This is a genomic window from Aphanothece hegewaldii CCALA 016, assembly GCF_003007785.1.
GTDB lineage: Bacteria > Cyanobacteriota > Cyanobacteriia > Cyanobacteriales > Microcystaceae > Chroococcus > Chroococcus hegewaldii.
On record NZ_PXOH01000027.1, the window covers coordinates 13,164 to 25,106 of the forward strand.

Sequence of the window (11,943 nt, forward strand, 5' to 3'; positions counted from 1 at the left end):
GAAAACTGTAAGCAATTGTGATCAAAGCTAAAAATTCTGTGTACACTGATGTTAGTAAAACCCTGTTAAATGGCTTTTGAGCTATGATTTACACGACGCAACAACTGATTAATATTCTCGAAACAGAAATGCGGGCTACGTGTAATGGAAAACGTATTCTTTTGAATTGTGCCAATCGGATTGATAATCCCGTACTAGCCAAAGCGTTAGACTTAGAGAAGGTGGGTAAGGTTTTTGCTTATCAAGATTTTCGTCGTCAAATTCATGAGTATCAACGTGAATATAATGTATCTGGTGTGATTTGGCGAGTTTGCACTTTTGGCAATCAAAAGATACAGTTTCCTGAAATTCATAATCAATTAATTGCTGTTTCGGGTGATAAAGAAATTTTAATGGCGGCTAAAGAGTCTATTCTTTCATTTTGGCGCGAAATGACGCAAAATATGAATTTTTGGTTAGCAGTTGATAGTCGGTTTCCGATTTCTCAAAATATGATCGATGAGATGATTCAACAAGCAGAATGGGCGGAGATTGATGCGGCTCAAACTGATATATACTTGGGTCTATGTTGGGGCAATCCAAAGGAATATATCTATCAGTGGGCTAAACCTGAATCTGGTTGTCATCGGATTATCGCGGCGGTTAATAAACCTAGTTCGATTAAGGTTTAACTTGTTAAAATAAGATTAGAATTAGTTGATCATTCAACTGAGTAAAAATATCAAAATATTTCTGGTTTAATTGGAAGACGCTCTCGTAAGTAATGCTCATTACATGGAGTTATTATGAATAAATCAAATATTTTATTATTATGTATTGGTCTGTTGAGTTTGGGAGTCGCTCCCGTGACACAAGCTCAAAATGCTCGTTCTTCTAACATTACGGTGATTCGAGACTTTAATTCCGATGTTACAGGTCGCTCTTATTACAATAACAGACGATCGTATTACCGAAACAACTCAGATTATTACAGACCGTCTGGGGGAAATGTAATTATTAACATTAATAGTGACGATTGTTACAGACAAGATGATCCTTTTCGTTTTTATCGTCGTGGAGGGGGACAAACTATTAACAGAGATCTTAATATACAAAGAGTCCGCAGTATTCCACCTTCAGGGGTAAAACGACTGTATTGAACTTAGTCGGGGAAAGTAACCAAAAAGAGGCTGTTTTAACTGCGTTTGTCTTTTCTGCTTGACAATCTTTACCTAAATCTTCGTTTCTCAAGCTAGAATTTATAGCGCTCGCTTATTGTGTTACTCGCTTATCCCATATGTTAACTTCCCGAAAAGACAATCCAGCTAACTTTCCCCTAGTCGTTTCTGCTATCACTGAAGAAGAACGTCTTAAACAAGAGAGAATGAAGGATGTTTTACTGCTTCTAGAACAGTTAGTCGAACGCGAAGAAGTTACAGTTAAAAAAATTTTGGATTGTTTGTATGATGTCGGTTCAATTAATTTAATTAATAAAAAATTTTCAACACGTCCTTTAAATCGGATGATGAAATGGATCGCTAAATTAACTCGGCCTGCTTTTAGAGTAGTAGCTTTGTATTGGTTTAAGAAAAATTGTCCCCAACTCATTACAGATTGGCTTGGAACAAAAGTAAAATTTTAGCACGAGGAGATTGACAAATCTCCTTATATACGCTTAAGGACCACCAAAAACGGCTGATTCAACATCTTGGCGACTCAAAGAATATTTGAAAGATCGAATCAAATCATTACCATTTTCTGCCGCATCAAGATAACGAACCGTCAGTTCTTCGATATCTAATGAAAGTTCAGCTTTCCAATTCGGACGTTCAACCGTCCAAAAATGAAGTTTCTGATCATCTTGAGTACAGCCTAAATCTAATAGCCATTTTTCGATGATAGGTAAGGGATGATTATATAAAGGGGTGTCAGCCGTCGGAAAACTCATAAGATTAATTCAAAAATAGTAGTTTAGAACGTTTCCCCTCGTAGAATCGCCACAGCGATCGCTAATAGTAAGCATCCCACAAGAGTACCTCCCATTATAAATAAAGCAAAAATCTCTCCGCCTGAAAGAGGTCGATCGGTTGGATCAAGATAAGCGGAACGAGACCATCGATCTTGATCCATTTTATTTAACTCTGGTGGAGCTTGAATCACATTGACGCGAGAATAGCCTATACGAACATCATATAATGATCGACGCTCAGGATTACTCAATGTGGCATAAGCTTCATTTAGGCGTTGAAACTTGGCTGTAGCCACTGCTGCGGATAATGTAGTAGTATCGGGGTGATACTGCTTACTCAGTTCCCGATAAACGCGACGAATTTCGAGAGGAGAGGCAGACGGATGTACCCCTAAAATGCCATAATAAGTATCTGCCAAACGAGTTGACAGGGGAATGGCGCGAGAAGTCGATTGTGGGTTAGGTCGCTCTTGGGTCACAAGATTTTTTCTTTCTTCTATTGAATCAATATTTTAGCTGAGTTACTCATGAAATCTTACTCTCAACGTTTATTAAATTTTTTTCTACTGATCTTAATCACCCTCGTTCTAAGTTTTCAACTTTTGGGGGTTGCACCAGTGAATGCGGGAATTGATGACGATCGCTTCGATGGTAATATTTATGTGGTCTATGCGGGAAATGGTTCTCTAGTTCCGTCTAAGGTAGGCCTTGCTGATGCACTCCATAGTCAAACACCTGTTATTTTAGTGTATTACTTAGATGACAGCCGAGATTGTAAACAGTTTGCGATCGTTGTTTCGCGGATGCAAGAATTTTACGGCAAAGCAGCTATTATTATTCCCGTCAACGTTGATGGGATTCCATTTAAAAATTCTTACGCTCCCAATGAAACGGGTTATTATTATAACAACGTAGTCCCTCAAACCGTCATTCTCGATCAAAAGGGAAAAACAGTTTATAACGGTAAAGGTATTGTTCCTTTTGAAGAAGTCGATGATGTTCTCAGAAAGGTTTTTAATCTTGTCCCTCGTACTGAATCTACTACATTAAAGCGACGTTCATTTAATGAGTTTAATACTGAATTAGTTCCACAATAATAAATAGATCTAGTAGGGGTTTGGTTTCCAAACCCTTACATTCTTCTTGTTTGAAGACATTTTATACAAATTTGTTAGTCTAATTATTCTTGTATTATTTAAGTCTCAGACTGATTGCGGAACGACTGCTCAAGCCACATATCTATATCTTGTTCAGATTCTAGATAAGTAAGTTGATTAATCGTTGATTCGTAAACATACCACCAATTACGACCCCCTTGTCTAATTTCTGGGTCAAGAGATAGCATATTTCTTTCCCAACCAAAGGCCGTCCAAAACTCTTGAATTTTTCGCCAGATAGTCGGTTGACTATTTCTACTCAAAATAGGATCAACCAGTACAAGATGATTGCGGTGTAAATTATCCATAATTAAACGCTCCACTCAATAGATTTGAGACATTGAAGCGCGTTCCTTCGGACAATCCGTCCTACTTCCGTCCCCACAACAGGGATGAACGAATTTACTTTCTGTAGTATATTATACAGAAACTTTTGGGAAATTACAATCTATGTTTAAGTAGTATATTCCGCATTAATTTTTACATAGTCATAGCTCAAATCACAGCCCCAGGCGACACCCGTACCCGAACCATTCCCAATACAAACGGAAATGAGTACCGTATCTTCTTTTAAATAAGCTCCTGCGGCGGCTTGTTTTAGATAATTACTCGCACCATTGCGATCAAAAGGTAAAGGTTGACCATTTTCCATCATTAGAAAATTGCCTAATTTAATCTTTAGATCTTCTTGATGGAATGTCACGCCGGCGCGTCCTGCTGCACCTGCAATTCTACCCCAGTTAGGATCGCGTCCAAAAATGGCACTCTTGACTAAAGAGGAACCGACAATGGTTTTAGCAACCTTGCGGGCATCTTCGTCATCGGCAGCACCAGATACTTGTACTTCTACTAAACAGGTCGCGCCTTCGCCGTCTCTTGCGATCGCTTTTGCTAAATACTGACACACTTCGGTCAACATAGCTTCGAGTTTTTGCCCGTCTTTGTTCATTTCGGTAATTGCGGCGGTTCGAGATTGACCATTTGCTAAAGCAATTAAACTATCATTGGTACTGGTATCACCATCAACCGTAATTTGATTAAAACTAGCGTTCGCGGCATTCGTAAGCATTTGTTGCCATAGTGAAGTAGAAACGGCAGCATCACAGGTAACAAAAGAAAGCATTGTCGCCATATTGGGATGTATCATCCCCGAACCTTTAGCTATGCCTCCAATTCTAACGGGACGACCTTCGATGGATGTTTCTAGGGCGATAGATTTTGGGACTAAATCAGTGGTTATAATCGATCTTGCTGCGGTGTCGCCTCCAGTTTCCGATAAAGCGGCGACGAGGGTGGGGATTCCTTTTTCGAGGATATCCATCTTAATTCGTTGTCCAATGACTCCTGTAGAGGCGAGTAAGATGGAATCAGGAGAGATATTGAGTTCTTGGGCTAAAACTTGTGCGCTACGGAGGGCATCGAGCCTGCCTTGTTCTCCCGTTGCGGCATTGGCTTGACCGGCATTACATAAAATGGCTCTGGCTCTGGCTTTCTTTTGAAGACTAGACCGACAATAATCAACACAAGCCGCACGGACTTGACTCGTTGTAAAGACTCCGGCGGCGATCGCTTCCGTTTCCGAGAAAATGAGGGCTAAATCGGGTAAGCCAGAGGGTTTTAAACCTGCTGTAATTCCTGCTGCTTTGAATCCTTTGGGTGCGGTTATACTGCCTTCTATAACTTGCCAATCTGCCATCTTAAAAGCCCTTTAAGCGTTATCTCAATGCTGATTATATCAGTCTAAGGAAATTGAGTGATTTTTTTGTTGGTGAAATCTTATTTGAGCTTATACCAGTCACATTTATCTTAAATAGAGAGAGTCATCAGGGTACATTTACTGTTCTAAGTCTAACACGCTTATTTTCTGAGGGATTTATGAGTGTTCTTTTGAAGTGATGAATAAGATCAGACAAATCCTCTATTTTTTCAATGATGATGAAACGTTGACAAAAAAAGAAGACACAAACAAAAAAGGAGAGCTATATTACAAACTCTCCTCGATAATCAGGGTGCATCTACTACCATAAGTGTAGCACGCTTATTTTATAAGGGATTCATTCTCAATTTTTTAAATTATTTTTAAGTTTTATCATCGTCAATTATTTTATCTAAAAATAGCATAGAATTATTGCAAAAATTGCGAATCATACTTAATTTATCATTGAATAAAACGAATTTATAAAACAGAAAAAGGAAAGAACGCCGCTAAGGACGTTCTCTGAGGAAAAAAGCTAAAATCGATTAGCTTTCATCTCAAACATTAGTAAGTTTCAACATGCCAACGATGCTCTTTCTTCATCTGTTTGACGAAATCTGGCCAAGCGATGCCATTTTGTGCGGCTATTGAACCTAATGCCTCTTCGATGCCGTCTTCCATGCCTTTTAAACCACACATATAAGTATGAGTTTTGGGACTTTGCATCTTGTCCCATAATTCTTGGGCGTGTTCAGCTACTCGGTGTTGAATATACATCCGACCGCCTTCAGCATTTTTCTCTTCACGACTAATGGCGTAGGTGAGACGGAAGTTATCAGGATATTCGGCGGCTAATTGTTCTAAATCATCTTTGTAGAGAATATTAGCCGTGTAAGGAATACCAAAAATCAGCCAAGCCAAGCCTTTAAACTTGTAATCTTCATGCTGTTCTTTAAACATTCGCCACAGATAAGCACGGAAAGGGGCGATCCCTGTTCCAGTTGCTAACATGATGATGGTCGCGTCTTCTTCTTCAGGCAACAGCATTTCTTTACCAACTGGGCCTGTAATGGCTACATCATCACCAATTCCCAAATTACAAAGGAAGGTCGAGCAAACACCGTAAACCGTTTCGCCCGATTCGGGGTGTTTGTATTCTAGCTGACGCACGCACAAAGAGACGGTTTTATCATCTTTATGATCCCCATGACGAGTCGAAGCGATCGAATACAATCTAAGCTTTTGCGGTTTCCCGTTGGCATCGGTTCCAGGGGGAACAATACCAATGCTTTGTCCTTCTATGTAACGTAAATCTCCCTCAGAAAGATCAAAGGTGAGGTGTTGAACGATACCAAGTCCACCCTCTGCCACTAAAGGATAGTTTTCAATACATTTGCCAATAAAAGGTTTATTGGGACGGTAGATATTAACTGGAATATCAGTATTTTTGGCTTTCGCTTGTGTCATAACTTTACCGTTTGTTTTTTCCGTACTTTGCGGTTGTGCAGAAGCTGGACTGTTTCCAGTAAGTTGATTAGCTGTCACTTGTAAAGGGGTATCACCATTTAGAGGTTTAATACTCACGATTTGACCGCCCATACGGATAATGCGACGCATCTCCTGATTCATCCGACGATAAGGAACAGTAAAAAATACACTGCCACTGCGACGGATTGGGTTTACAGAATCGTTCGTTACTCCTTTCTGACTTAGCCCCACCACTTCATAGACAAATAGACGGTTTTCTACTGCACCAGTACTGTACATATTTCTATAACTCCCAAAGACAGTCAAATCAAAATTATTGCCACATAGTTTAGCCTACCATTGGTAGTTCTTCTACAGGCAATTGAGAGAAAATTCAATCTCTCTACCATCTGACCTATTGAGATATCCTATCAAGGTAGAAAACTTTCGCGGCAAAAACTGTTAAAATTGCATCAGTTTTATTTTTTCTTTACTAAAGGCACCTAAAACTTTAGCATAGTAACAAACCAAAGATTAGATTAACTGATCATAAGCTTGTAAGGGAGTCACGCTTCTGGTATGATTTTAGGAATAGTATCTAGTATTAAATACTTACTAGACTTGAGTCAACGACCCAGAAGGCTATCCATTCATTACATGAAGTAATCTTTTTTAAATCACTTTTTTAAGAAGAAGCTTTAATGAGAATGGGTCACTTATTTTTTAGGCTTGGGATTCGGTGCGCTTAAATCTTATGGGTTAACAATCAGTTTGGCATTAGAGGGAAGCTATGACCACTCAGCAAGATCGCGTGGTTCTTATTGGTGTCGCCGGTGATTCCGGTTGCGGTAAATCAACTTTTTTACGTCGATTAACAGATTTATTTGGATCTGAGTTTATGACGGTTATCTGTCTAGATGACTATCATAGTCTCGATCGTTATCAAAGAAAAGAACAAAAAATTACGGCGCTCGATCCTAGAGCTAATAACTTTGATCTAATGGCGGAGCAAATCAAAGCTCTTAAAGAAGGTCAATCGATTATGAAACCGATTTATAATCATGAAACTGGGATGATTGATCCACCCGAAAAAATCGAGCCTAATAAGGTTATCGTAATTGAAGGGTTACATCCTCTCTATGATGAGCGAGTTCGTTCTTTATTAGATTTTAGTGTTTATCTCGATATTTCCGAAGAAGTAAAAATTAACTGGAAAATACAACGAGATATGGCAGAACGGGGTCATACTTATGATGATGTACTCGCTGCAATTAATTCTAGAAAACCTGATTTTACGGCTTATATTGACCCCCAAAGACAATACGCTGACGTTGTTATTCAAGTCTTACCTACCAAACTGATTGATGATAATGAAAGCAAAATTCTGCGAGTGCGTTTAGTCCAAAAAGAAGGGGTAGAAAACTTTGAACCCGCTTATCTGTTTGATGAAGGTTCTACTATTGATTGGCGGCCTTGTGGACGTAAGTTGACTTGTGCTTATCCAGGAATTAAATTATATTACGGGCCAGATAATTTCCTTGGTAATGAAGTTTCAATGCTTGAAATTGATGGTCAATTCGATAATCTCGAAGAAATGATCTACATCGAAAGTCATCTGAGCAAGATTGGTACTAAATACTATGGAGAAATGACGGAATTACTCCTCAAACATAAAGATTATCCTGGTTCTAATAATGGTACTGGATTATTCCAAGTTTTAGTTGGTCTGAAAATGAGAGAAACCTACGAAAAATTGATCGCACCGATTAAAGAAACAGCTAATGTTTAGTTTTTAGTTATAATTCACCGATTTGTAAGGGTGCGGAATGCACTGCACGTCGTTTCGCGGAATTTCAAATCCGAATCGCGGTGCAGTTTAGTTGCCAAACCCTTCTCTTTTTTTATCGAATAGAATAAATATAACTTAGGTTCGAGGCTCTTGATGTACATACCGCAAACAGAATCAAATCTCTACGAAAAAGATTTTTATGCTTGGACACAAAAGCAAGTTTCATTACTGGAGAGCCAGCAATGGAGTCAACTAGATTTAACAAATCTTATTGAGGAAATTGAAGCTTTGGGGAAGCAACAACGTCAAGAACTACGAAATAGACTTAGTATATTACTGGCTCATTTGTTGAAATGGGAATATCAACCACAGTATCGTAGTCGAAGTTGGTTAGCAACGATTCGTATCCAGCGTCGGGATATAGCACGATTAATTCAAGATAATCCTAGTCTTAAACCGTATTTAGATGAAGCAGTAAAAGAAGCCTACGAAAATGCTAAAGATTTAGCAATGGGAGAAACAAACCTATCTCTAAAAACATTTCCCTTAGAATGTCTCTATAATTTAGCCGAAATTCTTGATATTCGTTACTATCCAGGCGAACCCAGTGATTTAATTGATTAAACGAGTCACAAATACGCTATTTTGCCAAAAATCTTTGAGTAAATAGGGTGGATGAAGATCGGGTTTTCTTTGTAATACACTACGAATTTTCCAACTGATAAAACCGAATAGCCACAAAAAATCTGCTAAAGCAGCATACCACCAACCATGATTTTTAATAAAATAACGTCGTCTAGAATCAAACCAATATTGCGGTAAACGTTTCGGTGTACTATTTGGTTGATCAACTCCTGAACTTTGTCCGACAAGATGAATCACTCGACTTTCGGGAACATACCAACAACTCCACCCCATTTTTTTAGCTTGTAGACAAAAATCGACCTCTTCATAATACATAAAATAGTCTTCATCCATCAGACCCACCGATTCAAATACTTCAGGGCGAATGATTAAACTTGCTCCCGATACCCAATCTGTTTGACACTGCGTCGTCGGAATAGCCCTTGCTACAACCCATTTAGATAATAATTTGGTGACAATACCAAGCTGTAAACCTCGATCAAATTCGCTTGCTATACTATGAAAACGGAAGGCGGAAGGCTGAATTGTCCCATCATTCGATTCTAAGCGACTTCCTGCAATACCGACTTTTGGATGCTCATTCATAAAAGTAACTAAACTTGTTAAAGCACCAGAAAGAACGATCGTATCTGGATTGAGTAACAGAAAATAAGCAGGAAGTGAAGCAGAATTTAAAATGGGACGAATTGCCAAATTATTACCAAAGGCAAAACCGCCATTATGGTTTGAGGCGAGTATCGATACCCAATTGTTCCAACCTTGTATATTGATTGTCTCTTGAATTTGTTCAACTGAGCGATCGCCACTGTTATTATCAACGACGATCACTTGTGTTCTAGGTATTGCCTGAACTTCTGGGTACAATGACTTTAAGCAGTCGATCGTCAGTTGAGGAGTACGATAGTTGACGATAACAATTAATAATGAAGATGTCAGATCAAGAGACTTTTGGGGCAACATAAAGAGTAAAGCAAAGAAAACAGAACAATATTAATAGTAAAAGTTTTGAGCATAAATCATGGAGCAAAAAACCCCTAAAATTGGGATCGTTGTCATCGGACGAAATGAAGGTGAACGACTACGGCGCTGTCTTTTATCGGTGTTGGATCAGGCTACTAATATTATTTATGTCGATTCTGGCTCAACAGATGGTAGTGTCGAAATGGCTAAATCTTTATCGGCTTGTGTTGTTGAACTCGATCTCTCAATTCCTTTTACGGCTGCCCGTGCTAGAAATGCGGGTTTTGAGCATCTTCTACAGATCAATCCTAACGTTGAATATGTTCAATTTGTTGATGGAGATTGTGAAATGATCTCTGGATGGCTGGAAGCGGCACAACAAGAACTTAATAACCGTCCCTTAGCTGCTATTGTTTGTGGAAGATTGCGAGAACGTTTTCCCGAATATTCTTTATATAATCGACTGTGTGATATGGAGTGGAATACTCCCGTTGGTGAAATGAAAACCTGTGGCGGTATTGTGATGATGCGTGTTGCGGCGTTGCAACAAGTAGGCGGGTTTAACCCTGAATTAATTGCCGGTGAAGAACCAGAACTTTGTGTACGTTTACGTTACTCTGGATGGACGATCTGGCGCATTAAGGAGGAAATGGCTTATCATGATGCTCAGATGTTACATTTTCGTCAGTGGTGGAAACGGAGTATTCGATCGGGTCATGCTTATGCTCAAGGGGCATGGTTACACGGGAAACCACCTGAATATCATTGGGTTAGAGAAAACTTAAGTATCGGGTTTTGGGGTTTATTTTTTCCTTTATTTGTGGTGATTTTAGCTTGTTTTACTCAGGGTTGGGGTTTAATTTTATTTGGGGTTTATTTTTTATTGATTTATCGAATTTATCGCCGAAAGCGACAAGAAAGTGTGAATAATCAAGATGCTTTTTTCTATGCTTTATTTTGTGTTTTAAGTAAGTTTCCTCAAGTCTATGGTCAATTTCAATTTTATTTAAGCCGTTTAGGAGCGAAAAAGTCTACTTTAATTGAATATCGGGTTTAATTGTTTTAAGGAAAGGTAACAAAACCCGATCAATGATAAAAGTGCTATATATCTAATTATATTTTGAGGTAAAAAAAGGGTTTTATGAGAGTTTGGCTGGTAACTTGTTTGATTTTGTTTGCTTTAGTTCAATTTTATGAATGGGCAAAAGGATTTATTTTACCATTACCGATTTATGTCATAGCTGGAGCATTTTTAGCCATTGCTTCTAATTATGATAAAGGAATTGTGTCTTTACTTTCTCAAAAGTCGAGTCAATCTGTATTGTCTTCCCAAACGGCGACTTTAATTGAAACGCTTCAGGCAATAGAAGCCGAAAAACCTGATATTCAAGAATAAGCGATGATATTCATCAGTAAATCGCCGAATATCTTAAATTGCTCGATTTCCCAGTCTTGCCATTGATGAGGATGACATTGATGAATATAGAGTAATCCCCATAAAGTATCTTGTCGCTTCATGGGTATTATAAGAACGGCGCGAGTATGTAGTTGAACGAGAGGGGCGTATACTTTTTCTGGCAGATCACTTTCTATTAAATCTGCGATCGCCACAATTTTATCTTGATTTTGCTTATATAATTCGAGTGTAATCTGCTCTCTCGATAGTGTTGCCGTTGTTAGAATGTTTTCGAGTGTTGATTCTATACGATCTGCCGTCGAATATGAATCGACAATGATGCGATCAAACTTAATTGTCTCATTAGCATATTTTAATAAATTTGTCAAGGATAAATCAGAAGGCTGAACAGAATTAGTGATTTGTCCAAAAAGTTGTAACCATTGCTGTTGTTGATGTACTCTTTGTTGTAGAGTTTCAAGTTGTTGTAGAGTTTGATTAGTGGCTAAAAGACGTTTAACCCGTTGCGCTAAGACAGCCCAGTGAATGGGTTTAGTGACATAATCGATCGCGCCAGCCTCAAAAGCTTGATCGATGGAATCCTGATCATCGAGGGCAGTAATCATTAAAACGGGGGGAAGATAGCCGTCGTCATTTTGACATAGTTTAGAGCAGCAAGTAAATCCATCCATTTCGGGCATTACCGCATCTAATAAGATCATATCAGGATGATAGCGCTGATATTCGATCAGACCTTGTTGACCATCTTTGGCTTCTATTACCCGATATCCCTCTTCTTCCATTGCTATTTTGAGTAGTGTTCGGGTGGCTCGATCGTCATCAACAATTAAAATTAAAGGGGTAGATTGAGTGGTTTTCATGAAT

At 38.7% G+C, this 11,943-nt stretch carries 15 protein-coding genes and 1 riboswitch; of the genes, 8 read left to right on the forward strand and 7 right to left on the reverse strand.

Annotation, left to right across the window (positions count from 1 at the left end; all coding sequences use genetic code 11):
* Positions 1 to 83 precede the first annotated feature (83 nt).
* From C7H19_RS19055 to C7H19_RS19065, 3 genes are all read left to right on the forward strand, one after another.
* Positions 84 to 671, forward strand: coding sequence for a hypothetical protein (locus C7H19_RS19055; protein WP_106458514.1), 588 nt, complete (start codon positions 84 to 86; stop codon positions 669 to 671).
* Between the two features lie 114 nt (positions 672 to 785).
* Positions 786 to 1,139 (forward strand): hypothetical protein, encoded by a 354-nt coding sequence (locus C7H19_RS19060; RefSeq protein ID WP_106458515.1) that lies wholly within the window; start codon positions 786 to 788, stop codon positions 1,137 to 1,139.
* 137 nt (positions 1,140 to 1,276) lie between these two features.
* Entirely contained in the window at positions 1,277 to 1,621 is a 345-nt protein-coding gene (locus C7H19_RS19065; RefSeq protein ID WP_106458516.1) for a hypothetical protein, read from the forward strand.
* 33 nt (positions 1,622 to 1,654) lie between these two features.
* Here the strand turns inward: C7H19_RS19065 and C7H19_RS19070 are convergent, their stop codons facing one another.
* Both C7H19_RS19070 and C7H19_RS19075 read right to left on the reverse strand, forming a co-directional pair.
* Positions 1,655 to 1,927, reverse strand: a complete 273-nt coding sequence (locus tag C7H19_RS19070; RefSeq protein WP_106458517.1) for a DUF3143 domain-containing protein — start codon at positions 1,925 to 1,927, stop codon at positions 1,655 to 1,657.
* A gap of 23 nt (positions 1,928 to 1,950) precedes the next feature.
* On the reverse strand, positions 1,951 to 2,427 hold the full coding sequence (locus tag C7H19_RS19075) for a J domain-containing protein (RefSeq protein ID WP_106458518.1): 477 nt from the start codon (positions 2,425 to 2,427) through the stop codon (positions 1,951 to 1,953).
* A gap of 48 nt (positions 2,428 to 2,475) precedes the next feature.
* On the opposite strand from C7H19_RS19075, the gene C7H19_RS19080 reads away from it, so the two are divergent.
* A complete protein-coding gene (locus C7H19_RS19080; RefSeq protein ID WP_106458519.1) occupies positions 2,476 to 3,045 on the forward strand; it encodes a thylakoid membrane photosystem I accumulation factor in 570 nt (189 codons plus the stop codon).
* A gap of 98 nt (positions 3,046 to 3,143) precedes the next feature.
* Here the strand turns inward: C7H19_RS19080 and C7H19_RS19085 are convergent, their stop codons facing one another.
* The 3 genes from C7H19_RS19085 to petH all read right to left on the reverse strand — a co-directional run bounded on the left by C7H19_RS19085 (position 3,144) and on the right by petH (position 6,568).
* Positions 3,144 to 3,413 carry a hypothetical protein gene (locus tag C7H19_RS19085; protein WP_106458520.1) on the reverse strand — a complete coding sequence of 90 codons (270 nt, stop codon included), beginning with the start codon at positions 3,411 to 3,413 and terminating at the stop codon, positions 3,144 to 3,146.
* A 36-nt stretch (positions 3,414 to 3,449) separates the two neighbouring features.
* Positions 3,450 to 3,506: riboswitch (Glutamine riboswitch) on the reverse strand.
* 53 nt (positions 3,507 to 3,559) lie between these two features.
* On the reverse strand, positions 3,560 to 4,801 hold the full coding sequence (argJ, locus tag C7H19_RS19090) for a bifunctional ornithine acetyltransferase/N-acetylglutamate synthase (RefSeq protein ID WP_106458521.1): 1,242 nt from the start codon (positions 4,799 to 4,801) through the stop codon (positions 3,560 to 3,562).
* 564 nt (positions 4,802 to 5,365) lie between these two features.
* Entirely contained in the window at positions 5,366 to 6,568 is a 1,203-nt protein-coding gene (gene petH / locus C7H19_RS19095) for a bifunctional rod-capping linker CpcD/ferredoxin--NADP reductase PetH (RefSeq protein ID WP_106458522.1), read from the reverse strand.
* Between the two features lie 490 nt (positions 6,569 to 7,058).
* On the opposite strand from petH, the gene C7H19_RS19100 reads away from it, so the two are divergent.
* Positions 7,059 to 8,057 (forward strand): phosphoribulokinase, encoded by a 999-nt coding sequence (locus C7H19_RS19100; protein ID WP_106458523.1) that lies wholly within the window; start codon positions 7,059 to 7,061, stop codon positions 8,055 to 8,057.
* Positions 8,058 to 8,210: 153 nt separating this feature from the next.
* Positions 8,211 to 8,681 (forward strand): DUF29 domain-containing protein, encoded by a 471-nt coding sequence (locus tag C7H19_RS19105; RefSeq protein WP_106458524.1) that lies wholly within the window; start codon positions 8,211 to 8,213, stop codon positions 8,679 to 8,681.
* Here the strand turns inward: C7H19_RS19105 and C7H19_RS19110 are convergent.
* Positions 8,670 to 9,662, reverse strand: coding sequence for a glycosyltransferase family 2 protein (locus tag C7H19_RS19110; protein WP_106458525.1), 993 nt, complete (start codon positions 9,660 to 9,662; stop codon positions 8,670 to 8,672). The genes C7H19_RS19105 and C7H19_RS19110 overlap by 12 nt on opposite strands.
* A gap of 58 nt (positions 9,663 to 9,720) precedes the next feature.
* Between C7H19_RS19110 and C7H19_RS19115 the strand changes: the two genes are divergently transcribed.
* Both C7H19_RS19115 and C7H19_RS19120 read left to right on the forward strand, forming a co-directional pair.
* Positions 9,721 to 10,719, forward strand: coding sequence for a glycosyltransferase family 2 protein (locus tag C7H19_RS19115; protein WP_106458526.1), 999 nt, complete (start codon positions 9,721 to 9,723; stop codon positions 10,717 to 10,719).
* A gap of 84 nt (positions 10,720 to 10,803) precedes the next feature.
* Positions 10,804 to 11,058, forward strand: coding sequence for a hypothetical protein (locus C7H19_RS19120; protein ID WP_106458527.1), 255 nt, complete (start codon positions 10,804 to 10,806; stop codon positions 11,056 to 11,058).
* Here the strand turns inward: C7H19_RS19120 and C7H19_RS19125 are convergent.
* Complete coding sequence (locus tag C7H19_RS19125) at positions 11,049 to 11,939, reverse strand: response regulator (RefSeq protein WP_106458528.1); 891 nt, start codon at positions 11,937 to 11,939, stop codon at positions 11,049 to 11,051. The genes C7H19_RS19120 and C7H19_RS19125 overlap by 10 nt on opposite strands.
* Positions 11,940 to 11,943: the final 4 nt, after the last annotated feature.

Bases quoted from the DNA above. Each gene is read 5' to 3' on its own strand.
- C7H19_RS19100 (WP_106458523.1), top strand. From the start codon at position 7,059: ATGACCACTCAGCAAGATCGCGTGGTTCTTATTGGTGTCGCCGGTGAT.
- C7H19_RS19080 (WP_106458519.1), top strand. From the start codon at position 2,476: ATGAAATCTTACTCTCAACGTTTATTAAATTTTTTTCTACTGATCTTA.
- C7H19_RS19070 (WP_106458517.1), bottom strand. From the start codon at position 1,927: ATGAGTTTTCCGACGGCTGACACCCCTTTATATAATCATCCCTTACCT.
- C7H19_RS19120 (WP_106458527.1), top strand. From the start codon at position 10,804: ATGAGAGTTTGGCTGGTAACTTGTTTGATTTTGTTTGCTTTAGTTCAA.
- C7H19_RS19055 (WP_106458514.1), top strand. From the start codon at position 84: ATGATTTACACGACGCAACAACTGATTAATATTCTCGAAACAGAAATG.
- argJ (WP_106458521.1), bottom strand. From the start codon at position 4,801: ATGGCAGATTGGCAAGTTATAGAAGGCAGTATAACCGCACCCAAAGGA.
- C7H19_RS19105 (WP_106458524.1), top strand. From the start codon at position 8,211: ATGTACATACCGCAAACAGAATCAAATCTCTACGAAAAAGATTTTTAT.
- C7H19_RS19110 (WP_106458525.1), bottom strand. From the start codon at position 9,662: ATGTTGCCCCAAAAGTCTCTTGATCTGACATCTTCATTATTAATTGTT.
- C7H19_RS19115 (WP_106458526.1), top strand. From the start codon at position 9,721: ATGGAGCAAAAAACCCCTAAAATTGGGATCGTTGTCATCGGACGAAAT.
- C7H19_RS19065 (WP_106458516.1), top strand. From the start codon at position 1,277: ATGTTAACTTCCCGAAAAGACAATCCAGCTAACTTTCCCCTAGTCGTT.
- C7H19_RS19125 (WP_106458528.1), bottom strand. From the start codon at position 11,939: ATGAAAACCACTCAATCTACCCCTTTAATTTTAATTGTTGATGACGAT.
- C7H19_RS19060 (WP_106458515.1), top strand. From the start codon at position 786: ATGAATAAATCAAATATTTTATTATTATGTATTGGTCTGTTGAGTTTG.
- petH (WP_106458522.1), bottom strand. From the start codon at position 6,568: ATGTACAGTACTGGTGCAGTAGAAAACCGTCTATTTGTCTATGAAGTG.
- C7H19_RS19085 (WP_106458520.1), bottom strand. From the start codon at position 3,413: ATGGATAATTTACACCGCAATCATCTTGTACTGGTTGATCCTATTTTG.